The following is a 24966-nucleotide window of genomic DNA, read 5'->3' on the forward strand; positions in this document are numbered from 1 at the left end:
AAAAGCCATGGCGGATGTGTCCGCCATGGCTTTTTATAGGTCGTTACCGTGCCACTGCGCAGGCAGGCAAACCCTGACGCTCACCAACGGTAAAGGTACAACCGTAGTTGGCATCGGCTACCACAGCGGGGTCCAGCACCTCATCACCGGCGGGCTTGGCGCCGCCGTTGACCCAATCCAACCAGTCAGTTATTGCGGCCTGAACCTCGCCATCAGAGAAATCACAATGACTGGGGGCACGAATCGCACGCTGCAGCAGAAGGTCAGCGCTTCCATTGTCCAGGGCGCGCTCACGGTAGAGTTGCTGATGTTTGAATGGCACGTAGAAGTCGCCCAACGTATGCATGGTTAGCACAGGCACGTCAAAGTCGCCTTGCACCAGTGGGATCCAGCGCACGCCATCCGCGCGCAGCGGGTTGGCTTCAGGGTCGGCGCTGATTCGCGTCACGCCTTCGTTGAAGTCCAACTCCTCATCGGTAGGCTCAGCACCGTTGGTCCAACGGTAGACAACGCTCTGATTATCGTAGATGTGTTTTGCAAGGATACCGTTGATGGTGCCGTCGGCTCCCCCAGTGGCCAATACAATGTCTTGCAGTACGGTGTTAAAACCATATTCAAAAATAGGCCTCTCGCCACCGCTCAAGTTCTCGGCGATTGCCATCAAACGCTGACCGGCAACGCCTTTGGGAGAAGACCAGTTTGGCCGGCCATCCTGGTGCGGATTGAACAGCGCAGTCACCATAGGGCCCGGTGCCACGAGTACAGATACCACCCCGGTATTGTAGAAAGTGCCCACTAGATCGGGGAAGTCCGAATACTCCTGATCCCCATAACCCGAAATTTCCATCATCGCTCGAGTGTAATCACCGAGCCACTGAAACTCATTCTGCTCGGACTGGCAAAATGGCGCAGCGCCGGCGTATTCAACTTTGAACTGGGTACGCTCGATATTTTCCCGCTCTACCGCTGCCGCAGCGATATGGCCGCCGAGAGAACCGCCCGAGATAAGATATTGGTTGGGGGCTGACACTCCAATGCCGTTATTCTGCTGCAGGTAATCCACCAGATTCAGCGCCAGCTTGTTGGTATCTTCCAAGCCCGCACGAGCATCGTACCAGTTGGCAGAGTAGGAAGAGGCTGCCCAGGCATAGCCAGCAGCCAAAACGGCTTTGCGCCAGGCGTCAGATGGCACCTGCAGAGCCACGTCCAGGGTGTCGCCGCCATAGCCTCGCGTCCACATGACAAGCCCGTCGCCATCCCAGCCGTCGGGCAGTTCGGCAGCGTAAAGCGCATCGCCTTGCAAGCCGTCATACTTGCCAAAATAGATAGTGGCCCCTGCTAACGCGGCTGGCAGCGCAGCAGGCGCGGGCAACTCTGCGGTAAACACACGATCATCGTGTGCACGGGTTACCTCTGGCGTCTCTGCCTCGGCAGGTGGCGCATCATCTCCCCCGCCGCCACCACCACCCAAACAACCGCTAAGCACAAGCGCCGAAAGTGCCATGGGTACTGCAGCCCGATACCAATGATGTGTTGGCAAGGTAAACCTCCATTGATCTTTTTTTATGATTATTATTGCTGCGCATGACCTGCGCGCTCCGAGCATAATGAAGTTCTAGCGAAAATGCTGCTTCATCATCGGAAATGATACTGGCACCCGCGCCAAAGCGATTATTTGTCCGAACGGGTTTCTCGTTCTGCAGCACTGGCGCGGCACCGAAACGCCTCTGGTGCGGGCGCTGTGGGCGATTCTGCGGAGGCTGGCTGGCTCGACCGCCATGCCCTGTTTGAGACGTTTTGAGCGAACGATTCGAATGAATCCGTCCTCGAATAGGTCTAGAGTACGTGTAGCAACACATTCCAAGGAGACAAGCATGAATACTGCTTCCAGTAGCCGCAGCGCTGAGATTCGCAGCGCTTTGCAAGTGAATCCCGATCTTGAAGGGGCCACCGAGCTGCAAATGGAGCTCGAACGGCGTATTGATTTCATCAAGGACGCGGTGCTGCGTGCCAAAACCCGCGCGCTGGTGTTAGGCATCAGCGGCGGGGTCGATTCCACTACTGCCGGCCGCTTGTGTCAGATTGCAGCCGAATCCTTGCGCCAGGGCGGCTTTGACGTGACCTTCTACGCCATGCGCTTGCCCTATGACGTTCAGGCAGACGAAGCCGATGCACAGACAGCGCTCGAGTTCATTCAGCCCGATCAGTTGCGTACGGTTGATATCAAAGGCTCTGTAGATGCCATGATGGCCGATTTTGCCGATGAACAAGCGAGCGCTGGCAAGCGCGATTTCGTCAAGGGCAACGTCAAGGCCCGCGCCCGTATGGTGGCGCAGTACGCCCTCGCCAACTTTGTCGACGGGCTGGTTGTAGGGACCGACCATGCGGCTGAAGCCGTGATGGGCTTCTTTACCAAGTTTGGTGATGGCGCCTGCGACATTGCCCCCCTTACCGGACTGACCAAGGGGCAAGTACGACGCATTGCCGCCGCGCTGGATGCTCCGGCGTCTCTGGTCGGCAAGATACCCACAGCAGACCTCGAGGAACTGGCGCCCGGCAAACCGGATGAGGTCGCTCACGGTCTGACCTACGAGCAGATAGACGCCTTTTTGCTGGGCAAGAGCGTGGACGATGAGGCGGCGCAGAAGATCATCGCCCGCTACGACGCCACGGAGCACAAGCGCCAACTGCCCATAGCACCCTGATTGGGCGCGCCCTTGGCAATGAGGTGAAAACCGCGTAGCGGTTTCACCTCATTGCCGGCAGCGAATTACACCGAGCACAGCCCGCCTGGAACCGCCATTATCCAGTCCCGAACTGCCTGAATGGTTGGGTCCTTGCGCCTACTTTCCGGGTACACGAGAAAAAAGGGTTTGCCTTCAATCTCCGGACCAAAGGGCTGCATCAGTCGCCCTTCGCGCAGTTCATCCTCAATCAATTGGCGGCTCATGAGCGCCACACCCTGAGCACCTACCGCTGCGGAAACAGCGTGGGTTTCATCAGAGAACACCAGCCCCGCATTAACATCCAGCCTCGGCACTTTGGCCAGCTTCTGCCAGGCTGCCCAGTTGATCGGCGATGACACCGCATCTTCATTGCGAAAGTGAATCAATGAATGCGCTGGCAGCTGCGCCGGGTCGTGCAGGTCCAGATGCGGGCTGCAGGTGGCGATAAAGGTATTATCAAAGAGTTTTTCAGCCACCAGCCCCGGCCAGTGCCCATCGCCATAGCGGATGGCAATATCCGCGGTAACGCCATCCAGCGCGACCGGCTCGTGCGAGGCGTGAATACGCAAATCAATATTCGGATGCGCGTCGCGCAGCATGCACACCCACGAGAGCAGCCAGCGCACTGCCACCGCCGGCGTGGTACTCAGCGTAATGCCTTGCCGAAAAGGCACAGCGCTGAGACGCTCTACCGCTGCACTGATGCTGTCGAATGCGGTTTCCAGCACCTGCTGCAACTCGCGCCCTTGAACGGTGAGCTCGAGCTGTCGCGGCTTGCGGACGAAGAGGGCAACGCCAAGGGATTCTTCCAACCCGCGAATCTGATGGCTGATGGCGGTCGCCGTGACGGAAAGCTCCTGCGCCGCCTGCTTGGCACTTTCGTGACGAGCTGCCGCTTCAAAGGCGCGCAGCGCAGATAGCGATGGCAACCATCTTTGCGCCATACATGAACTCCTCTCATCCATACCTGCAAGAAATGATCGTTTGTCGCCTATCAGGCCTGACCCTAGGCTGAGATTGCAGTTAATTACAGATGAATTCAACTCCAATCAGGAGGCAACGATGACCCACATTCTGCAACTTGACGTCAGCGCACGCCCAGGCTTGGCCGGGACAGATGAGCATGGCTCGCACAGCCGCAAACTTACTCAACACTTCGCCAGCACGTGGCTGGCTCGCCGCAGTGAGGACACCCTCTCCTACCGCGACATTGGTCAACATCCGTCCACCATCATCAACCATGACTGGATCGCCTCCTCGTTTACCCCAGCCGAACAGCGTGAGCCCTGGATGCAAACGGTACTGGTCGAAAGCGATCAGTTGATCGATGAACTGGTGGCTGCCGACGTATTGGTGATTGGCACTCCCTTGTACAACTTCGGTATGCCAGCGGCGCTAAAGGCGTGGGTAGATCAGATCATTCGACCTGGCCGCACGGTGGAACTGGATGAGAGTAACCCTGCCGATCCCTACGTTCCCAAGCTGGCGGACAGGCCTCGCCATGCCGTGATACTCAGCGCCCGAGGCGGCATCGGCTTTGGACCCGGAGGCGAGATGGCGCACATGAATCACCTGGAACCCAACCTGATAACTGCCCTTGGGTTCATCGGCATCACTCGGGTGCACCAGATTGCAATAGAAGGGCAGGAAGTTGGTGGCGAAACTCTGGCCGCTTCCAGTGCAGAGGCGTTGCGCAAAGTTGATGCTCTGGTAGACGAACTCCAGCAAAGGGTGCATGCCGAGCAGATACCGGAGCCAGCGTAGCGGGTACGCGTTTGAAGGCAACGCTGGCAACAATCAAGGGGCATAGCCAGCTATGCCCCTTGGTATAGATCAGGCTGCCTTTACGCCGCTTTAAGCTGCTTTTGCCGAGCAGCCATCTGTTCACCCAGGGCTTCGAGTTGATCCTTGCTCAGCAGCTCTTTGGCTTCCTTGAACATCTCATCCTCTTCTTCTTCGATGTGATGTTCGAGCAGCTCCTTCAACACTTTCATTCTGCCCGAGAACTGAACACTGCCTGGATCGGTCTTGAGCAGATCAGGCAACACCAATTTTTCAACCGCGCGATGCTCTTCCACAGCCTCGTGGTACATCTTGGCCTCGGATTTCGCACCGGCTTTCTTGTAGGCAGGATAGAAAATATCTTCTTCAAGCGTGGTATGCACGCTGAGCTCGGCCTGGACCTTGGCAAGCAGATCCGTGCGCGTTTTAACTGCGCGCTCGGTGGTGTTGGTGATTTCTTCCAGCAATTTCAAAACCTTTTTATGGTCGTCTTTCAGCAGTTCAATTGCGTTCATCATGTCGTCCTCGTCAATACCTTGGTCACGGATCCAATGGGCCTCTTTAGAGAGCCTCTTTTGTCGGCAGGCAGCTGCTGCCTATTAAGTAGAATCACCAGCTGGACGAATAGTTCAGGTAATGATTGTGTGGCGCCGGTGCCTTAACGGAGGAAAACACCTTGCGGTTTTCCACCCTACGGGCAAATGATCGATGTTTTTGTAGGGTGGAAAACGCGAAGCTTTTCCACCATGCCGACTAGCCGCGGCCTTCCGACATTGCTTCCGACATTGGAACGCCCAGCAAACCGCAGTATGCTCCTGTGGCCATTTCATAAACCGGGAAACGGAATGTCCCTACACCACTTTGCAATAGCCGGCTGCGGCACTGCCGGACTGACCGCTGCAATCGCGCTTGCCAGACTGGGCCACCGTGTAACCCTGTTTGAACGTTCAGCCGAACCTCGCGCAGTGGGTGCAGGGATACTTTTACAGCCCAGTGGCATCAGGGTGCTTGAGGCACTCGGGTTGCAGCAGCAGGTTCGCGCCAGGGCGTCGCGTGTTGACCGTCTGGACGGCCGCAACCTCCAGGGTCGGCTAGTGATGGATGTCAGCTATGGCACACTGCAACAGGATGCGCACGGGCTCGGCGTGCATCGCGCCAATCTGCTGCAGGTGCTGTACCAGGCTGCTTTGGCGGCCGACGTCGAGATTGCGCACAACGCCGATATCTGCGACCTCAGCGACCCCTGCGCCAGCAAGCTGAGCGTTACCTTAGCCAACGGCGCCACGTGCAGCGGGTTCGACGCTCTGGTCATAGCCAACGGTACGCAGTCGATCTTGCGCGGCAAGTTGCCGGTGAGGCAATCGGTAAGAGCGTACCCCTGGGGTGCGCTCTGGCAGATTGGTCATGACGCCAGCATCGCGCCAAGCAATGCCCTGCGGCAACGCTACGACAACGCGCAGATCATGATCGGCCTGATGCCAAGCGGGCTTTTCCCCGGTACCGAATCGCCCTGTCAGAGTTTCTTCTGGAGCCTCAAGATCGCGGACCACACAGCCTGGCAACACCAGCCACTAGAAGACTGGAAGCATCGGGTCTGCGAATTATGGCCGGAAACCGAAACCCAACTGGCCTCGCTGCAGCAGCATGAGCAGTTGCAACTAGCGGTATACGCGGACGTGCGCATGCAGCGTTGGAACCACGGACGAGTTGCGGTCATTGGCGACGCCGCCCATGGCATGAGCCCGCAGCTGGGACAAGGCGCCAACCTGGCGCTAATCGACGGCTGGCACCTGGCCGCAGCAGTTCAAGCGGATCAGGATCTAACCCACGCCTTTGCCAATTACTCCCGCGCGCGCCGCGCACATCTTCGCTTCTATCAACTTGCAAGCCGCGCACTCACCCCGCTGTTTCAATCGGACAAGCGCTACGGCGTACTGCGCGACAATCTCTTTCGTCTCGCCAACGCCCTGCCCTACAGCCGCCACCAGGCGCTGCGAACGGTTGCGGGGATCAAAACCGGTTTGCTGTTCGAACGCGATTTAAGACTGCCGCCGCTGGACTTCAACCACCTCGGCAGCCTAGCTATCGCACAGCACAAGGCCACAGCTGCGCTCGCGGACAACTAGACCTCTGAGTTCAAACGCCCTTGCCCTGCCTGTGAGTGACAGCACTCAGCGATAAAAGCCCAAGCGTCGAACGCACACATTCACGTCGAATTCGCTGCCAATGGCAATTATGGCGAGGCTGCAAATCGCGGCGGGGTCGAACGCCATATCCGTGCGATGCGCGCTCAATTGAGCGTAGGGCACCACAAACCGGGTCCAGCGCGGCTCGACAGCCAGCACGCTACGAAATGATTGCCAGGGCTTGCTCAATTGGCTGGTTTTCACCCGAAGCTCGTACTCGTGCGCTGGGCCGCACAGTTCGATAAAAATACCGCTGTACTCGGCAAGTGATGCCCTGGGCACAACAGCATGCTTCATCTGTACAAAGCCGCCGTCATTTTTCAGGCTGGTGCGGCCGCGCAGACAGGTGCAGGCCGAGCCCCGCCGCTGCTCCTGCTCCAGCTCCGCCGTGGATACTCCGCCCATCACCTGATCGGTGATGGCGGTCCAGGGTGCAGCACCGTCGCTGTGCGCCTGGTAAAGGTCTGTGAGCCGATCTGCTGCGACTGCGGGACCTTGAACTGCCAATGCTTCTTTCATAAAAAATCCGACGCCATGATTCGGCAGCCCAGTATGGCATACCCTGGCCGCGCCCAAATGGCGTGACCAGGGTGGGTCAGGGGATAAGCTTTTCTGCTCGCAGCCGATCAAACAAGTCAAAGAATGCACTGCGCGTTTCGCGGAAGTGATCAAAGCCGAAGTCGCGTGCCTTGGTGGTGTCGTTCACGCACTCCTGCTCGCGGCCCAGGTCTGCATCGGTATGCCACCAGGACACCAGCTTGTCGAGGTCCGGCTCGGCCAGGTTGTGCTGTTGCACCAGCTCAGCCCAGACCGCTTTTGCATCGCCCATGCGGCTATCCAGCGGCTGCGGCGCTTCGGGGCAATCGGCTACGGCAAGGCCGAAGTACTCGCCGATCTCGCGCCACATGCGGCGCCAGCGAAACACATCACCATTCACCGTATTGAAGGCCTGGTTTGCTGCACCCGGTGAGGTTGCAGCCCATTCCATCTGCCGCGCCAGCACCAGCGCATCGGTCATATCGGTTAGCGCATTCCACTGGGTTTGCGAACCCGGAAAAACAAAGGGTTGGCCAGTCGCCTTGCAGATCGAGGCGTACACCGCCAGCGTGGTGCCCATGTTCATCGCATTGCCGCGGGCGTAACCGATGACCGTATGCGGACGGTGCACATTCCAGCTGAAGCCATGTTGCTCGGCGGCCTCGAACAGCACATCCTCCAATGCATAGTAGAAGTTGTCACCCGGCACCCGCGGCTCGGATTCGCGGAATGGCGTCTCGATACGCCCACTGCCATAGGCCTCGAACGATCCCAGGTACTGCTTGGTACCGGTTACCAGCGACGCATGCTGCAGCCGCTCGCCATCCAGCGCCGCAAACAGGTTGCGCATCATCGCGCTGTTCGCCTCGATGTTGGCCTGCTCGTTGTCGCGGCGCACCCAGGTGCAGTAGAAAACGTGGGTAATGGGCAAACCGGCAAGCGCCTTGTGCGTCGCTTGCGAGTCCAGTAGATCAACGGCGACCGGGATCACGCCGCCCTGCACTGTCGCGTGACGCGACAGCCCATAAACCGACCAACCGCTGGCAACCAGATAGCCAGCCAGATTGCCGCCGGTGATACCGGTGGCACCAACTACCAGTGCTGTACCTTTGCGCATGTTCATACCTCTTTCAGATAGCTCAGAAAATCCCGCATTACGCCGGACCGATGGCCACAGTCTGGTAGAGGCGAATCATTGCTACAATCGACAGTATCGCAAATCTTTATTGCATGAGACGCAACTTGAGCCCACCCATGGATCTGAACGCTCTACTGGTATTCGAACGCGTTGCCGCCACCGGCAGCTTCACCGCCGCCGCGCGCCATTTTCATCGCGCCGTGTCCTCTGTTTCACGGCAGATTCGCGCGCTGGAAGAAGCAGTGGGCCAACCACTGCTCTATCGACACACGCGAGCCGTCACGCTGACGGAGGCTGGCCGGCAGTACTATGAAGAGGTGCGCGAGATTCTCGAGCGCCTGGCTATAGCCAACGAAGCACTGCGTGAAACCCAGGCCGTACCCGGCGGCGTACTGCGCATCAACGCGCCAATCGCGTTTGGTCAGTACCAGCTTGTGCCTATGTTGCACCGCTTCCAGCAACGCTTTCCAGGCATCAAAGTGGAGCTATTGTTGAACGATCGGGTTATTGATCCCGTACGCGAAAGACACGACATCACCTTTCGGGTTGGCAACCTGGCTGACTCCTCTTTGGTTGCCCGGCGTCTGGCACCCATGAATTATGTGGTGGCCGCCGCGCCTGCTTATCTGACAACACACGGGACGCCGAGCAACCCCGCAGCACTCGCGGAGCATGACTGTCTGGTCTATCAAGGGGAGCTGGGCCGGCAGCGCTGGTATTTTCAGCAGGCGGGATCGTCAACAGAACAGGCGTACGAGGTCGAGGGCAGCCTGAGCAGCAACGACGCCGGGAGCTTGTTGCGCGCGGCGCTCTTGGGGCAAGGCATCGTCCTGTTTCCCACCTGGCTGGTCGCAGATGTGCTCGCCACAGGCGCTTTGGTGCCACTGTTGGACAGCTGGCGTTGCGAGGTCATGCCAGGGCGCCGCGAGCTGTATGTGCTCACTCGGGAGCGCCAAATCGCAACACCGAAGGTGAAGGCATTCATGGACTACCTGAGCGCAGCAGTGACGCCCGTGGCGCCCTGGGATCGCTGGCGCAAAGGTTGAACTGCGCGCCAGCTCCCTTGCCTCAGCGAGTCAACTGGCGGCTCGTTGCCGCGCGGCGTGCAATTTCTTGTAGCTCTCGATCAGGCGCAAATGCCGATCCAGCCCTTCGAGCTGTGTGTTGGTCGGCGTGAGCCCATAAAAGTGCACACTGCCATCGGTGGAGCCGATGGCTGCGTCCAGGCGCTCACTGCCAAACATGCGGCGGAAGTTGGTTTCGAAATCGTTGAGCTCCAACTCGTCATCCAGCAGCACCTCCAGCACCACATTCACCGCCTGATAAAACAGGCCGCGCTCGACGGTGTTGTCGTTGAATTGCAGGAAGGTTTCGACCAGCTCCTTGGCCTCCTCGAACTGCTGCAGGGCCAGATAGATCAGCGCCTTCAATTCCAGGATGGTCAGCTGGCCCCAGACGGTGTTGTCATCAAACTCGATGCCAATCAGCGTCTTGATGTCGGTGTAATCATCCAGCTCGCTCTCTTCCAGCCGTTCGACCAGATCCTGCAGCTGCGCTTCATCCAGGCTGTGCAGGTTGAGTATGTCGTCGCGGAAGTACAGCGCCTTATTGGTGTTATCCCAGATCAGATCATCGACCGGGTACACCTCGGAATAACCCGGCACCAGAATGCGACAGGCGGTGGCGCCCAAGTCATCGTAGACCGCCATATAGGCTTCCTTGCCAAGGCTTTCCAGAATACCGAACAGGGTCGCAGCTTCCTCGGTATTGGCCTGCTCGCCCTCGGCAGAGAAGTCCCACTCGACGAACTCATAGTCGGCTTTGGCGCTAAAGAAGCGCCATGAGACCACACCACTGGAATCGATAAAGTGTTCAACAAAGTTGTTGGGTTCGGTCACGGCCTGGCTTTCAAAGGTCGGCTGCGGCAGATCGTTCAATCCTTCGAAGCTGCGACCCTGCAGCAGCTCGGTGAGGCTGCGCTCCAGCGCCACTTCAAAACTGGGATGCGCGCCAAAGGAGGCAAAGACGCCACCCGTGCGCGGGTTCATCAGGGTCACGCACATCACCGGGAATTCGCCGCCCAATGAGGCATCCTTCACCAGTACAGGAAAGCCCTGCTCTTCCAGGCCCTGAATACCGGCCGCAATGGCCGGGTACTTGTCGATCACCGCTTGCGGAACGTCAGGCAGGGCAATCTCACCCTCCAGAATCTCGCGTTTCACCGCCCGCTCGAATATCTCCGACAGGCACTGAACCTGGGCTTCAGCCAGGGTATTACCCGCGCTCATGCCGTTACTGAGGAACAGGTTCTCGATCAGGTTGGACGGGAAATACACCAACTCACCGTCGGACTGACGCAAAAAAGGCAGCGCGCAGATGCCGCGCTCCACATTGCCGGAGTTGGTGTCGATCAGATGCGATGCGCGCAGCTCGCCTTCGGGGTTGTAGATCTCCAGGCAATAGTCGTCCAGCAGCCCCTTGGGCAGTGCATCCTTGCGTCCGGGCTGGAACCAGCGCTCGCTGGGGTAATGCACGAAATCGGCCCCGGCGATCTCTTCGCCCCAGAACTGATCGTTGTAGAAGAAGTTGCAGTTCAGCCGCTCGATAAACTCGCCGAGTGCCGACGCCAGTGCGGCTTCCTTGGTGGCGCCCTTGCCGTTGGTAAAACACAGCGGCGACTGCGCATCGCGAATATGCAACGACCAGACGTTGGGCACGATGTTGCGCCAGGAGGCGATCTCGATCTTCATCCCCAGGTCCGCCAGGATGCCGGACATATTGGCGATGGTTTCTTCCAGCGGCAGGTCCTTGCCCAGAATGCGGGTGCCCTCGCCTGCAGCATCCATGGGCATCAGCAGGGCTTGCGCATCGGCGTCCAGATTCTCGACTTCCTCAATGATGAAGTCAGGACCGGTCTGTACCGCCTTCTTTACGGTGCAGCGGTCGATGGAACGCAGAATGCCCTGGCGATCCTTGTCGGAAATATCCGCCGGCAACTCGACCTGAATCTTGAAGGTCTGCTTATAGCGGTTCTCGGGGTCAACGATATTGTTCTGCGAGAGGCGAATATTGTCGGTAGGAATATTGCGCGTATTGCAGTACAGCTTGACGAAATAGGCCGCGCACAGCGCCGACGAGGCCAGAAAATAATCGAAGGGCCCCGGCGCCGAGCCGTCGCCCTTGTAGCGAATCGGCTGGTCAGACACCACCGTGAAGTCGTCAAACTTGGCTTCAAGCCGTAGGTTGTCGAGAAAGTTGACCTTGATTTCCATGGGGAGCACCAGAATAGCGAGCGGGACGAATTGGCCGCCATTATCCCGCTTTTGCGCGCGAAGTCATGTTGCGAACCCTGGTTTTTATTTGCATAGCCATCGCCAAACTCAAGCATTGCGCTGCTGTTACCACCAATGCCGGAACACCGGCGCCGCCGCGCCTCGGCAACGCACGGCGCTTGCGCCGCCCCAGCTGCGACTCGCAGCGGCCCATTACATCGTTACTGGGTCAGCCTCGATCCCGCAGGCATGACAGCACAGAACGTAACAATGCGTGATATATAAACGGTTTCCTTCGACACTGCTGAAACGCATAATATCGCTTCAACATTGCGCCTCGCGCGACAGAGCCTCCAACAAGCTCTGCTGCTAAAACACAATAGTGCCAGCACGCTGCTAGCGATTGCTTCAGGCGCACCAGCATGGTTCCCTGCATGTCTCCGTCCTTTCATTTACCGCAAAACCAGTTGCTCGACCTGCTGCTGGATGTGGTTTGCGTGGTCGACATGCAGGGCAAGTACATCTGGGTAAGCGCGGCCAGCGAGCGTGTGTTCGGCTATACCCCGCAAGAAATGATCGGTCGCTCCGCCTTCGATCTCATGCACCCCGACGACAGAGCTGCCAACCAGGCACTGGTAGCACAAATCAACTCGGGCAACGCCTCGCTTGGTCACGAGAACCGCTATCTGCACAAGGACGGCCACATCGTCCATATCATGTGGTCTGCGCAACTGTTTGAAGCGGAGCAGCTGCGCGTGGGTGTGGCGCGGGACATTACTCAGCGCAAACAGGCAGAAGCACTGCAGGCAGCTCTGTATGCGATCTCGGAAGTAGCGCACGGTGCAGAGAACCTGCAGACCTTGTATCGCAATATACATCGCAAACTCGGCCAGCTCCTACCCGCTGAGAACGCCTTTGTGGCGCTTTACGACGCCGCCAGAGAACAGCTCAGCTTTCCTTACCACGTTGATCACTTTGCTTCCCCGCCGCCGCCCCGCACGCTAAAACTTCATGTTGGCGACGCGGATAATCTCGACCTCAACGCCAAGCTCAACAACGAGAGTATGGCCGAACGCCTGCTTGCAAACCTGCGTTCGGTAGAGGCTGCGTCGGCCAGGCACTGGCTGGGCGTGCCACTAATATCCGGCGGCAAACTCGTCGGCGCAATGGTACTGCAGAGCCATGACGACAGTGTCAGCTACAACACACAGCACAAGGATCTGCTGCTCTTTGTATCCGGCCAGATGGCAGATGCCATAGAACGCAAGCGTGCCCACTCGCGCCTGGAGTTTCTCGCCCAGTATGACCAGTTGACCGAATTGCCGAATCGCGCGCTCTTCATGGATCGCTTGCAAACTTCCTTGCAGCGGGCACGCAGGAATACTCAACGGGTCGCGGTGCTCTATCTGGACATGGATAATTTCAAACAGATCAACGATACCCTGGGTCACCTCACTGGCGACCGTCTGTTGCAAGAGGTCGCGCAGCGCCTCAACCGCTGTATACGCGAGTCGGATACCGTTGGCCGGCTGGGTGGCGACGAGTTTGCGATTATGCTCGACAATATAGGCAAGCCGGACGACGCAATACAGGTGGCGGGCAAGATTGTCGCTGCCCTCAGCGCGCCGTACCTGCTGGAAAGCCACAGCATGACCAGTACGCCCAGCCTGGGTGTGGCAATTTATCCGGACGACGCCGAGCAGGACCTGCAACTCATCCAGCTTGCCGATTCAGCCATGTACAAGGCCAAGCGAGAGGGTGGCAACCGGTATGTCAGCGCTAGCGCTGGCAGGACACCCGGAAGCGGCCATCCAGCTCCAGCGGCAGAATAAGGGTGCTGAAGCCGAGTTCATTCGCAGCAATGCAGAGATCGGCAACGGACTCTGCGTTCGGCGTCGCTTTCTGACCGCCCCGCGGATACTCCACGTTCAATACCGGCTTGCCAGCGGCGATGAAGGGCATCAACTGCTCGCATTCGTGGTATTGAAAGCACTGCTCGTTGATCGTAAAGTCGAAGTAATCAACCAGCTCGCTGATCTGCTCAAGGTCATTTTTCAAACCCACTGCCAGTCCGCGTCGATGCGCCTGGTTGGCGATAAAGCGATTGTAGGCAAGCTGGTCTTGTGCGCTGAAATCAAACCCTGTGTCCTCCAGATAACCTTGCACATTATCCGGCTCCACAGCGTCGCAGCCCTTGCGTGCCGCCATATCAAGCGGCTCAGTCATGATGCGCTCTACGCTTGGGGAGCGGATGTCCAGCCAACGCTCCTCTGGCCAACCCGCCACTTCGTTGCCCAGGACTTCACGCGCGAACTGCTGGCGATCCTGACTGTAATTTTCATAGGTACCTGCGGAGAAATAGCAGATTACCCGATGGCCTGAGCCCTGCAATGCCTTGATGGTGGCTGAAGACGTCTCGAACAGGTCGAGGTTGTATACATCCACCGCATAGGTGGTGTTCAGTGGATGCTCGTCATCAACCAGCAGCTGCCATTGCCAGCTAACCCCTACCGCCGGGCGATACCAGTGGCCCTCGGTAACAGGTGCTATCTCCATAGAACGTAAATCCCCCTCTGCCATTGCTACCAGCGCCTGTGCAGCAGCAATGAGCAGCGCGCTGCCGAACACACCCCCAGATAATTTCTGCATTCGCTGTCCTTGGGCAAAGAAAATCAGCAGCCGCGCAAGCCTGTTCAGGTTGCTCTAAAGCCTTGGCAACTATGCCAGGAGGCTCCTCAACTGCTGACGTAACCACGCCAGGTTGGTTTTGATAGTGTTTTTCAGCACGAATAGATTGTCGCTGCTGTAAGCCCAAGAGGCGCGATCAATGTTCAATTCATCAAGCCTGCGAGCGGCGAACTTGTGCTGTTTTTCCTCAGCTCTTCGCAACCAGAAGATCCCCATATCCTGGGCAACCTCTTTTTCCAGTCCAGGCACCCTTCCGCTATACAGCATCCAGCCAAGATCAAACTGGGAGTTGTAGTGCCCCGCGCGGGAAGCAAGTAAATGCCACGCATAACCTTGCGCAGGATCACGAACAAAAGGCACACCAGGCTGACCGCCTTCAAAATAGCCGGCGCCCAGACAGTTGGCACCAATAGGAGAACCCAAGGCCGCGCTATATTTGCATATCTCGGGCAGACTCGGACCCACATAGTTTTCATCGACACCCAGGCCACCGCGGATAAATGCCATGATCAGATTCTGCGTAGCACCGTCATGCCCCAACGCAGTTGCATATAAATTCGCACCGCGCGCCTGCTCGGTCTGGCCAAGCATTTTTCTGGCTTCGGCCAGCCAGTAGTAAGCACCAGCGTCATCCGGGTAACGGCTAATGAGCGCTTCGGCTGCGGGCACTACCGCTTTCCAGTTTTCCCGACCTGCCTGGTCATGCATCAAGCCCTCCAGTCGCTTGCGCGTGGGCTGCTGGCTGATGGCCTCCTCCCAGTAAGCCTGTGTGGCACCGGGGGTCGAGAAACTGGCGGGATACACCACAAAATCGTCGCGCATATCGTGCAGGTCCGGCTCCGCTATGCCTGCTCGCCGTGCTTGCTCAATAGCGCCTAGCACCAATGCCTCCGCGCCACCCCATCTTGGCTGTAGAAAATTGGCCCAGGTCCGATGGGCTGGCAGGTAGCGCGGTGAAGCCGCCAAAGCCTGCTCGATGTACCAACTAGCCAAGCCTGTCGTGCGGGGGTACAGGTCAGCTCCCAGCGCATCGATTTCGCCGTCAAACAGATTGAGCAAGCGCTCCCACGCTACGCTGCTTTCATCTACACGGGTTCCGAGAAGAAAATGATTTTCCGCCAGCAGAGTCAGCGCCTCTATCGGCTTATCATCCAGGAGCAGTGCGCGCTCAAGCAGTTGATTGGAAATATGCAGCCTTTCATCTATGAGCACTGATTGCGCGATATTGATATCACTACGCTGCCTTTCGCTGCGCGCTTCCCAGGCACCGTCGTTCCAGACTTCTGCGCACACCCAGTGCGCTGCGTAGGACTCGGGCATTGCCTGCAACCATTGCTCGCAGCGATCCACGCCCGCCAGCGCGGTATCTTCCAGGCTTCGTATAAAGGGGCTGTAGCCGATGGAACCCTCCCGACTGAGCAGAGACTGCTGCCGTTGCTGGTTAAGGCTCCGCTCTAGAAACTCGAAATCCCCTGAGAAAAAGGCTCTGCGTTGCTGCAGAGTTTGCTGCACATTTTCGGGGGGCAAGGGTACGCCCGTGAGCAGTACGGGCGACTCGACTCTCGGGGGCTCAAAGGGCATCGCCATGGCAGCCTGGTCCATTGATTCAACAGACAGCCATTTTTCCGGCACCACCCAGCAGAGGATGCCCAGGGCAAGTAACACAGCAAGAGGAAGCAGAAGCGCCAGCAACCAATGTTTGGGCGCAGACTCGTCCTGATACGGTTCTTCCTGTTCAGCTGAAGGTAAATAGCGGCCAGGATAAGGCGAAGCCTTGTCTTGATCCGACGAAGGCAATTGAGGATGCATGGATAGAGATCCTTCTCATAAAAATTGAATGATAAATGGCCAACCTTGGCCCATGCGCAAAAAGATACCATGCACCCAGCGAAAAAACCGACCCTAAATATTCCAGGATCAAGCCGCGCCCGGTGTTCAAACTACAGCAGTCTCCCCGGAGCGCGCCGAAAGAAGCCACACTCGCTGTCCTGCCCGCCAGCCAGTTGGCCGGGTTCCGATCCACCTGCCCTTACGCTGGGATCAATACCAAACCGGGCCCGCCTCGCGCATAAATATTTCTACCGTTTTGGGCCCGATACCGTCGAATTCTTGCAGACGCTTCTCCAGATCCTTGCGGTTGTCACTGGCTTCATGGATGGCGCCAACCTTGCCACCATAATCGTCGTGCAGTTTCTTGCAGAGCTCGAGCAATCGTTCGGCGGTCGACTCGTCGTAGCGGGTATACCCGCCCTCGCCCAGCATGTTGACCAACTCCTGCCAGGTGCAGTTACACAGCTTGCGGGGCGTGTCGCGCCCGTGCTTCTCGACGATAACGCGGTAGGTCTCTACCGCTATGTCCTGCTGAATGCGTTTGCCAAACAGAAAGCTGGCAATGAACCACTTGAACAACGTTTTTTCATCGCTTTGGCTCAGGTCAAGATTCAGATCGGCTGCTGAAACATTCTTCGCCATGTTTGTCTCCGACGCTACGGGCAGGCAGCGTGCGTGCAGGCTTCATCAGCTCTCACGCTGCCGGTTTGATGTAGCAGTTTCGAGTTCGACAGCGGTGAATTAGTTGCAGTAAAACAGAGTCCGGAACTGATGATGGCTCGCGGCACCGCTCCAAATGCGCGCCTGCCCGGGCTGGACTCAGAACGAAGTCATTGCGCCAGCTCGTGAAACATCGCAGGATAATCCAAAGCTTACGTCCGTTGCCGATCATGACCGCGATTACCCTGCGCCAAGCCTGCCCGCCCGGAACCTGCGACTGCGACCGCGAGCAGTTGCTGGACGATCCGAGTACAGACGCGCGCATCCTGCGCCTGACGCTGCACGAGGAGCGGCGACTGATGGAGCGTCTGGAGCAGGTGACCACGCTGCAACAACTCGAGCACCTGCAGCAACGCATGCAAGAGCAGTTGGGTATTCGTCTTCAGATAGGACCCGGCGTCGAAGAGATACGCGTGGTCCGCGGGATAGGTATGGCCTTTTCGCCGCAGCCTGGGCTGTGCCGCAAAACCCGCAAGGCCATTCCAGCCGCCATTCGACGCTGCATCAAGCAGCATCCCGAAATCGCCTACGAGCTGCTCAACCGCCACGATCTGTTGCGCGACGCCTGAGCCCGCTTCCTGGAACCGGCGAGCTCCATCCCGGCCCTGCGGTGGTTTGGTCGAGACTGCTGGTCGAGATGGAATTCGACCATCCCAGAAGGCGCTACCACGCAACTAAAGCGCATCAGGGCTCACGCAGCCATTGCGCTTTTAGGGCAATCCGAAAAAACTATTGCCGCGCCAGACGCAGGTTCTGCGGCATACCCGCGCGGGTTGACCGGTAAGGATTGATATCCAGCCCGCCACGGCGCACATAGCGGGCATAAACCGTCAACTCGGCACCCTCCCCCAGCAGCCCGCGCAGATCCATGAATATGCGCTCGACACACTGCTCATGAAAGTCGGCATGCTGACGGAATGAAACCAGATAGCGCAGCAGCCCCGCCCGATCCAGCTGCGGCCCGCGATAGCTGATCTGCAGACTGCCCCAGTCGGGCTGGCCGGTTACCGGGCAATTGGATTTGAGCAGATGGCTGCACAGTTGCTCACTCACTTCCACCCGCGGCAGGCTTAGCGCCAGCAGCGACGGGTCATACTGGTAACAGTCGACTGCCACATCCAGGTCATCGATGCAGTCTCCAGCGAGCGGCAGCATGCCGCCCTGATGCAACTGCTGCATGCTCAACAAGCGCACCATCACCGGGCCCTGGGCGGCAACCGACAGATCGGTTTCCAGCGTCTGCTGCACTTCATGCCGATCCCGAAAAACCGTCTGGTTGAAGGAGTTGAGATAGAGCTTGAACGACTTGGACTCGACTATGCGCGCCGCCTTGATCGGAAATACAAACTCAACCGCAGCCACTTCAGGCTTGCCAGAGGGCGTCAGCCAGGAGAGTTCATAGCAGTTCCAGATATCCGCGCCGTGAAACGGCAAGGCGGTGGCATCCAGACCCAGCTCCTGCCACTTGGGCAAACGCGGGATCGGGAACAGCAGCGACGGCGTATAAACGCTGACATAGGCGCTGGACTTGCCAAGCGGCGAGGACTCCGCCGAGTGTTCAGACATGCTCAAGGTCTCCATGGGGTCGCCTCGCTGGCGATACACCAGCGAGCAGCTCGATTATTGTCGCATGCCAGTGCCACGCACCAGCAGCCAATAACTCAGACTGTACAGCGCCACCGTAAACACCGCCATGATGATCAGCGCTGTGGCAATGGGGATATCCGACACGCCCAGAATGCCGTAACGGAAGGCATTGACCATGTGCAGGATCGGGTTGGCCATCGACAGCCCCTGCCAGAACGGCGACAGCAGGTGAATCGAGTAAAACACACCGCCCAGGTAAGTCAGCGGCGTGAGTACGAAGGTCGGCACGATGGAGATGTCATCAAAGGTGCGCGCAAACACCGAGTTGATGAAGCCGCCCAGGGAGAACACCAGCGAGGTAAAGAACACCACGCAGATGGTCAGGCCTATGTGGTGAATCTGCAGACGGGTAAAGAACATCGACATCAAGGTCACGATCAGACCCACCGCCAACCCACGCGCCACACCGCCAAAGGTGTAACCCAGCAGAATAACGTGCGGCGAGACCGGCGCCACCATCAGCTCTTCAATCGAGCGCTGAAACTTGGTGCTGAAAAAACTCGAGGCGACGTTGGAATAGCTGTTGGTGATCACCGACATCATGATCAGCCCAGGCACGATGTAATCGATGTAGGCAAAGCCATCCATCTCGCCGATGCGCGAGCCGATCATCTTGCCGAAGATCACGAAGTACAGCGCCATGACGATACCCGGCGGCAACAGCGTCTGCGGCCAGATACGGGTAAAACGTTTGATTTCCTTGAACAGGATGGTGGTGAAAGCCACCCAACCACTGCGCCAATGCGTCATCTCACGCGGCCCCTTTCTTGTCAGCGTTTTCATCAACCAGCATGAGGAACAGCTCCTCCAGACGGTTGCTCTTGTTGCGCATGCTCACCACGTTTATGTTCTGCCGGCTCAGCTCGGCAAAGAGCGTGTTCATGCCCTGCTGCTTGTCCACCTGCACCTGCAGGGTATGCTCGTCCAGCAACTGGCACGGATAACCGGCGATCTCGGGCACTTGCTCGAAGCAATTGCTGCAATCGAGCAGAAAGGTCTCCACATGCAGCTCCTTGAGCAGCTTGCGCATGCTGGTGTTGTGGATGATCTGACCTTGATCGATGATCGCGATGTGCTTGCACAACTGCTCGGCTTCTTCCAGATAGTGCGTGGTCAGCACTATGGTGATGCCCTGCGCATTGATCTCCTGCAGAAACTGCCACATGGACCGGCGAATCTCGATATCCACTCCGGCGGTCGGCTCATCCAGAATCAGCAGCTTGGGTTCATGAATGAGCGCACGGGCGATCATCAGGCGGCGCTTCATGCCGCCGGAGAGCATGCGTGACGGCACATCGCGCTTCTCCCACAATCCCAGGCGCTTGAGGTACTGCTCAGCGCGCCGGGTGGCCTCGCGATGCGGGATGCCGTAGTAACCGGCCTGGTTCACCAGAATGTCGATGGTCTTCTCGAACTGGCTGAAGTTGAACTCCTGCGGCACCACGCCAATGCAGCGTTTGGCAGCCAGCAGGTCGGTGTCGATATTGTGGCCAAACACCCTGACCTCACCAGCGGTTTTGTTGACCAATGATGAAAGGATGCCGATGGTCGTAGACTTGCCTGCGCCATTGGGCCCCAGCAGCGCGAAGAAATCACCCTCGCGCACCTCCAGGTCAATCCCCTTGAGCGCACGCATGCCATTGGAATAGGTTTTTTCCAGCCCGCTGATACGAATAGCTGCCGTCATGCAGATGCCTTAAGCCAGTGAAGTGGAGTCCAGACAATGGGGGCAAAGCGCGGATTATCAACCCCAGATCCGCCGCTCGGTCAGGATTTTTGCAATACCCAGAAACACTTACAAATTTGCTACAAATGTGACCGCGCAGTCGATTGTGGCTCACATGGAGACATCGTATTCTCGCCGGCACAACAACAATCGCCCCGGAGAACTCCATGGCCACGACGCCGGAAACCCCGGTTGACGCGACCGACATGTCCAGTCGCATCACCCCAGCCTATCGCCGCTACGCCCTTATCCTGTTGGTACTGGCGTACACCTCTAGCCACATCGACCGCAACATCGTGGGCATTCTGATCGAGCCGATCAAGGCCGACCTGATGCTCTCCGACACCCAGATGGGCTTTCTGTCTGGCATCGCCTTCGCCCTGTTCTACGCCACACTGGGCATCCCGATTGCCGTGTTCGCCGACCGCTCCAACCGCCGCAATATTATCGCCTGGTCCATCGCCATCTGGAGCGCCATGACCGCCGTCTGCGGTACCGCCCAGAGTTTCTGGCAACTGGCCATCGCCCGTGTGGGCGTGGGTATTGGCGAGGCGGGTTCGGGTCCCTCTTCCCATTCGATGATCGCCGACCTCTACCCCAAGGAAAAGCGCTCCAGCGCCATGTCGATCTACGCCCTGGGCGTGTACTTCGGCATCATGCTGGGCTTCCTGATCGGCGGTTTTGTCGCGGAATGGTGGGGCTGGCGCGCCGCCTTCTTTATCGTTGGCGCACCCGGCCTGCTGATCGCCCTGTTGGTGCGTTACACCATGATAGAGCCGCCACGCGGCTTTGCTGACGGGGTAAAACCGCCACCACTGGGCAAGGTCAATGTGCGCGCCGGCTTTGCCTCCCTGTGGCGCGTACGCACCACCCGCCATGTAGTCTGCGGCGTGACGCTCACCGCACTGGTTGGCTACGGCACCATTGTCTGGGCACCTGCCTTCCTTATCCGTAGCCACGGCATGTCGCCCAGTGAAGTAGGCATGTTCCTGGGTCCGGTAATGGGGATCGTCGGCGGCCTGGGGGCCTATATTGGCGGCATGCTGGCCGATCATCTGGCCGCCAAGGATCCACGCTGGAATGCCTGGATTGTCGGCGCCGCGAAGATGTTGGCGATTCCGTTCATCTGTGCCTTTTATCTGGTCGACAACCTTTACCTGGCGCTGGCCTTCTATATGCCCGCCGCCTTCCTGGGCGCCTTCTACCTCGGGCCCAGCTTCGGCATGATCCAGAGCCTTACGCCCCTGCGTAGTCGCGCGCTGGCCTCGGCCATCATGCTGTTCATTCTCAATCTGTTTGGCCTGGGTTTTGGCCCGCAGCTGATCGGCATTGCCAGCGATCTGATGCGCGTGTGGTTCGAAAGCGACAGCCTGCGCTATGCACTTTTGGCTGCCACCTTCGTCAATATCTGGGCCTCGGCACATTATTACCTTGCCGGCAAAACCCTGAAACAAGATACCGACAACCTGGTCGGCTGATTTTCCTGCTTTATCCCGGCGGTTCCGCCCTTACCATCGGAACCGCCGGGCTTCTTGCCGGTCCACTTCTTTGACACCTGTTGGCTAGCTGCCCGCCAAAGCGACTATGCTGACAATTGGATCTCCGGAAGAAGGAAGACTTCATGCTGACTCTGCTCTGGCTGCTGGGGCTGGTGCTGTGCATCGCCGCCGTTGCCTACATTCGTACCAGCCTGCTCAACGCCTGTCTGGGCGTGGGCGCTTATCTGCTGGCCATGACCCTGCTGGGTCCGGTGCACTGGGTGATCGATCTGGTCCTCTGGGCCGTATTTCTCTGCATCGCCATTCCGCTCAACATTCCCGAGGTGCGCCGCAACAAGATTTCCGCACCTTTGTTCAAATGGTTCAAACAAGTCTTGCCGCCGTTGTCCGATACCGAACAGGAGGCGCTGGATGCTGGCACCGTCTGGTGGGACGGCGAGCTGTTCAGCGGCCGCCCCGATTGGGGCAAGCTGCACAGCTTCCCCAAACCGCGGCTGACTGACGAAGAGCAGGCCTTTGTTGACGGTCCGGTAGAAGAACTCTGCCGCATGACCAACGAATGGGAGGTCACCACCGAGCGCCAGGACCTGCCGCCAGCTGTGTGGGACTTTATCAAGGCCAACGATTTCTTCGGCCTGATCATCCCCAAGGAATACGGCGGCAAGGGCTTTTCAGCCTACGCGCACTCGCAAATCGTCATGAAACTGGCGAGCCGCAGTGGCGACCTGGGCTCCACCGTCATGGTCCCCAACTCCCTGGGCCCGGCCGAACTGCTGCTGCAGTACGGTACCGACGAGCAGAAACAGCATTATCTGCCGCGCCTGGCCACCGGCCAAGAAATCCCCTGCTTCGCGCTGACCGCGCCTGAAGCCGGCTCCGATGCAGGCTCGATGACCGACCGGGGGATTATCTGCAAAGGCCAATGGGAAGGTGAAGAAGTCATCGGCCTGCGGGTCACTTGGGAAAAACGCTACATCACCCTCGGTCCCGTTGCCACCGTGCTGGGTCTGGCCTTCAAGGCCTACGATCCCGACCATCTGCTGGGCGAGGAAGAGTCTCTCGGCATCACCCTGGCGCTGATTCCTACCGATACCCAGGGCGTCAACATCGGCCGCCGCCACTTCCCGCTCAATGCGGCCTTCATGAACGGCCCAAACTCCGGTGAAGATGTGTTCATTCCCATGAGCTACCTGATTGGCGGCCAGGAACGCATCGGCCAGGGCTGGATCATGCTGATGAACTGCCTCTCGGTCGGTCGTTCCATCTCCCTGCCGGCCGGCGGTACCGGCGCAGCCAAGATGGCCAGCATGACCACGGGCGCCTACGCCAGCATCCGCCGCCAGTTCAACTTGCCGATTGGCGAGTTCGAAGGCATTCAGGAAGCCCTGGCGCGCATTGGCGGCAACGCTTACGTCATGGATGCGGCGCGCACCATGACCGCCGGCGCAGTCGACCTGGGTGAAAAACCTTCGGTGCTCTCGGCCGTGGTCAAGTACCACGTCACCGAGCGCATGCGCCAATGCGTCAACGACGCTATGGACGTGCACGGCGGCAAGGGCATCTGCATGGGCCCCAGCAACTACCTGGCCCGCGGCTACCAGTCGATTCCCATCTCAATCACGGTAGAAGGTGCCAATATCCTTACCCGCAGCATGATGATCTTCGGCCAGGGTGCCATTCGCTGCCACCCCTTCGTACTCAAGGAGATGCTCGCCACCCAGAACCCTGATCACGAAGCGGCGCTGACCGAGTTCGACGACCTGCTGTTCCGTCATATCGGCTTCTCGCTCAGCAACGCCTCGGGCAGCTTGTTGCTGGGCCTCACCGGCGGTCGCCTGGCTGATACGCCAGACTACCCGGCCACGCAGTTCTATTATCGCCAACTGTCGCGGCTGGCTGCGTCCTTTGCTACGGTGACCGACGCCGCCATGCTGATGCTGGGCGGTGAACTCAAACGTCGTGAGCGCCTGTCAGCGCGCCTGGGTGACGTGCTCAGCTATCTTTATCTGGCCAGCGCCACACTCAAGCACTTTGACGACCAGGGCCGCCATGAAGAAGACCTGCCCTTTGTTCGCTGGGGCGTGGAGGATCTGCTGTACAAGATCGAGCAGAGCCTGCACGAGGTGCTGCTCAACTTCCCTGACCCGCGGGTTGGCGGTCTGCTGCGCATAGTGGTGTTCCCACTGGGCCGCCGCCTGGCGCCGCCATCCGACGCGGTAGGCGCGGAGATCGCGCGCCGTCTGATGAAGCCCGGAGCGGCGCGCGATCGCCTGCTGCAGGGCTGCTATCAGAGCCAGGATCCGGACGATGTGACCGGCCTGGTCAACAGCACACTGGAGAAGGTGTTGCTCGCCGACCCCATTGAAGCCCGCCTGGCGAAAGCCATTCACACCGGTGAGCTGGAGCACGACAGCGACGCCGACATGCTCAATGTGGCTGCCGAATCCGGCGTGATCAGCCCGGATGAGGCCGAGCTGGTGCGCGACGCGCGCATTGCCCGTCGCGCGGTGATTGATGTGGATGACTTCTCCAAGGAAGAGATGGATCCCACAGCGCGCAAGGCAAGCGCCACAAAGACCCGCAAAGCCACCAGGAAAACGGAGGATAGCCCGGCCGAAACGGGAGCGCAGGAACAGGAAGCGGTGCTGGAAAACCAGCCCTTCCCGCCACCTGAAGACAAAGCCTGAGCCACTGGCCTGGCGTGTCTGCATCGACACGTCAGGCCATGCTTTCTGTTAGACTCCCGCGCCAGAGTAACCAGGAGTCCCGCCATGACCACCCCTCTTAGCTACCACGCTTATCACCTTGCCCTGCTGCAAAGCCTGTACGACACCCTGCGCGCGCAATCCGCCCTGCTGGAACAGGTGCCGGAAGAAAGCAACGAGCTGTTCATGGAGCGCTTCAATGAGCTGCTGACACAGCTGGAACAGGGCGACCACGACAGCCTGTATCTGGGGCAGGACATTCTCTGCCAGATTATCAGCCGCTACCCGCAAATCGCCCACCTGATCCCGCGCGACCTGCTCTGGTATTTTGGCGGTGACTGCCTGCATTTCATGCCCGATGAAGAGATAGCTCAGTACCAGTTGCTGGATGAGCATCGCGCCCAGGCCGAAGCACGCGGTGAAACCTTCGACTGGCAACAGGCGCGGCAGTTGGTTCAGAGCAACTGAAGCTCGCCAGCCGGTCTTACCCATGCGGGCCGGGTGTCACCC

20 protein-coding genes and 1 pseudogene are annotated in these 24966 nt (G+C 58.7%); 9 read left to right on the forward strand and 12 right to left on the reverse strand.

The window, feature by feature from the left end:
* Positions 1-43: 43 nt before the first annotated feature.
* Complete coding sequence (locus V7756_RS13680) at positions 44-1540, reverse strand: alpha/beta hydrolase (RefSeq protein ID WP_335610744.1); 1497 nt, start codon at positions 1538-1540, stop codon at positions 44-46.
* 334 nt (positions 1541-1874) lie between these two features.
* Between V7756_RS13680 and nadE the strand changes: the two genes are divergently transcribed.
* Entirely contained in the window at positions 1875-2705 is an 831-nt protein-coding gene (gene nadE, locus V7756_RS13685; protein ID WP_335610745.1) for an ammonia-dependent NAD(+) synthetase, read from the forward strand.
* Between the two features lie 65 nt (positions 2706-2770).
* On the opposite strand, the gene V7756_RS13690 is transcribed toward nadE, so the two are convergent.
* Positions 2771-3670, reverse strand: a complete 900-nt coding sequence (locus tag V7756_RS13690; protein ID WP_335610746.1) for a LysR substrate-binding domain-containing protein — start codon at positions 3668-3670, stop codon at positions 2771-2773.
* A 118-nt stretch (positions 3671-3788) separates the two neighbouring features.
* On the opposite strand from V7756_RS13690, the gene V7756_RS13695 reads away from it, so the two are divergent.
* The gene (locus tag V7756_RS13695; protein ID WP_335610747.1) at positions 3789-4490 is read left to right on the forward strand and encodes an FMN-dependent NADH-azoreductase; all 702 of its coding nucleotides are present in this window, start codon (positions 3789-3791) and stop codon (positions 4488-4490) included.
* A gap of 80 nt (positions 4491-4570) precedes the next feature.
* Here the strand turns inward: V7756_RS13695 and V7756_RS13700 are convergent, their stop codons facing one another.
* On the reverse strand, positions 4571-5023 hold the full coding sequence (locus tag V7756_RS13700) for a hemerythrin domain-containing protein (protein WP_335610748.1): 453 nt from the start codon (positions 5021-5023) through the stop codon (positions 4571-4573).
* Positions 5024-5353: 330 nt separating this feature from the next.
* Between V7756_RS13700 and V7756_RS13705 the strand changes: the two genes are divergently transcribed.
* Positions 5354-6634: an FAD-dependent oxidoreductase gene (locus tag V7756_RS13705; protein WP_335610749.1), complete on the forward strand. Its 1281-nt coding sequence runs from the start codon at positions 5354-5356 to the stop codon at positions 6632-6634.
* A gap of 45 nt (positions 6635-6679) precedes the next feature.
* Here V7756_RS13705 and V7756_RS13710 read toward each other — a convergent pair whose 3' ends face one another.
* Together V7756_RS13710 and V7756_RS13715 are read right to left on the reverse strand one after the other, a co-directional pair.
* A complete protein-coding gene (locus tag V7756_RS13710) occupies positions 6680-7213 on the reverse strand; it encodes a CIA30 family protein (RefSeq protein WP_335610750.1) in 534 nt (177 codons plus the stop codon).
* A gap of 76 nt (positions 7214-7289) precedes the next feature.
* Positions 7290-8348: an SDR family oxidoreductase gene (locus V7756_RS13715; RefSeq protein ID WP_335610751.1), complete on the reverse strand. Its 1059-nt coding sequence runs from the start codon at positions 8346-8348 to the stop codon at positions 7290-7292.
* Between the two features lie 137 nt (positions 8349-8485).
* Between V7756_RS13715 and V7756_RS13720 the strand changes: the two genes are divergently transcribed.
* Positions 8486-9415, forward strand: coding sequence for a LysR family transcriptional regulator (locus tag V7756_RS13720; protein ID WP_335610752.1), 930 nt, complete (start codon positions 8486-8488; stop codon positions 9413-9415).
* Positions 9416-9445: 30 nt separating this feature from the next.
* Here V7756_RS13720 and V7756_RS13725 read toward each other — a convergent pair whose 3' ends face one another.
* Positions 9446-11641, reverse strand: coding sequence for an OsmC domain/YcaO domain-containing protein (locus V7756_RS13725; protein ID WP_335610753.1), 2196 nt, complete (start codon positions 11639-11641; stop codon positions 9446-9448).
* A gap of 434 nt (positions 11642-12075) precedes the next feature.
* On the opposite strand from V7756_RS13725, the gene V7756_RS13730 reads away from it, so the two are divergent.
* A complete protein-coding gene (locus V7756_RS13730) occupies positions 12076-13473 on the forward strand; it encodes a diguanylate cyclase domain-containing protein (protein ID WP_335610754.1) in 1398 nt (465 codons plus the stop codon).
* Here V7756_RS13730 and V7756_RS13735 read toward each other — a convergent pair.
* The 3 genes from V7756_RS13735 to V7756_RS13745 all read right to left on the reverse strand — a co-directional run bounded on the left by V7756_RS13735 (position 13421) and on the right by V7756_RS13745 (position 16801).
* A complete protein-coding gene (locus V7756_RS13735; RefSeq protein ID WP_335610755.1) occupies positions 13421-14290 on the reverse strand; it encodes an endo alpha-1,4 polygalactosaminidase in 870 nt (289 codons plus the stop codon). The genes V7756_RS13730 and V7756_RS13735 overlap by 53 nt on opposite strands.
* Positions 14291-14359: 69 nt before the next feature.
* Entirely contained in the window at positions 14360-16138 is a 1779-nt protein-coding gene (locus V7756_RS13740; RefSeq protein WP_335610756.1) for a DUF4034 domain-containing protein, read from the reverse strand.
* A gap of 231 nt (positions 16139-16369) precedes the next feature.
* Positions 16370-16801: a DNA methylase gene (locus V7756_RS13745; protein ID WP_335610757.1), complete on the reverse strand. Its 432-nt coding sequence runs from the start codon at positions 16799-16801 to the stop codon at positions 16370-16372.
* Between the two features lie 248 nt (positions 16802-17049).
* Between V7756_RS13745 and V7756_RS13750 the strand changes: the two genes are divergently transcribed.
* Positions 17050-17448, forward strand: a complete 399-nt coding sequence (locus V7756_RS13750) for a hypothetical protein (protein ID WP_335610758.1) — start codon at positions 17050-17052, stop codon at positions 17446-17448.
* Between the two features lie 160 nt (positions 17449-17608).
* On the opposite strand, the gene queF is transcribed toward V7756_RS13750, so the two are convergent.
* Genes queF through V7756_RS13765 form a run of 3 tightly spaced genes read right to left on the reverse strand, consistent with a single transcriptional unit; the run spans position 17609 to position 20213 of the window.
* Positions 17609-18445: an NADPH-dependent 7-cyano-7-deazaguanine reductase QueF gene (gene queF, locus V7756_RS13755; RefSeq protein ID WP_335610759.1), complete on the reverse strand. Its 837-nt coding sequence runs from the start codon at positions 18443-18445 to the stop codon at positions 17609-17611.
* Between the two features lie 54 nt (positions 18446-18499).
* Positions 18500-19276, reverse strand: coding sequence for an ABC transporter permease (locus V7756_RS13760; protein WP_335610760.1), 777 nt, complete (start codon positions 19274-19276; stop codon positions 18500-18502).
* 1 nt (position 19277) lies between these two features.
* Positions 19278-20213, reverse strand: a complete 936-nt coding sequence (locus tag V7756_RS13765) for an ABC transporter ATP-binding protein (RefSeq protein ID WP_335610761.1) — start codon at positions 20211-20213, stop codon at positions 19278-19280.
* Between the two features lie 206 nt (positions 20214-20419).
* On the opposite strand from V7756_RS13765, the gene V7756_RS13770 reads away from it, so the two are divergent.
* From V7756_RS13770 to V7756_RS13780, 3 genes and pseudogenes are all read left to right on the forward strand, one after another.
* Positions 20420-21730 carry a spinster family MFS transporter gene (locus tag V7756_RS13770; protein WP_335610762.1) on the forward strand — a complete coding sequence of 437 codons (1311 nt, stop codon included), beginning with the start codon at positions 20420-20422 and terminating at the stop codon, positions 21728-21730.
* A 146-nt stretch (positions 21731-21876) separates the two neighbouring features.
* Positions 21877-24363 (forward strand): annotated as a pseudogene (locus V7756_RS13775) (acyl-CoA dehydrogenase); the annotation flags it as partial.
* 159 nt (positions 24364-24522) lie between these two features.
* The gene (locus V7756_RS13780) at positions 24523-24924 is read left to right on the forward strand and encodes a PA2817 family protein (protein ID WP_335610763.1); all 402 of its coding nucleotides are present in this window, start codon (positions 24523-24525) and stop codon (positions 24922-24924) included.
* The last annotated feature ends 42 nt before the right edge of the window (positions 24925-24966 follow it).

It is taken from the genome of Halopseudomonas sp., from assembly GCF_036961105.1.
Classification (GTDB): Bacteria; Pseudomonadota; Gammaproteobacteria; order Pseudomonadales; family Pseudomonadaceae; genus Halopseudomonas.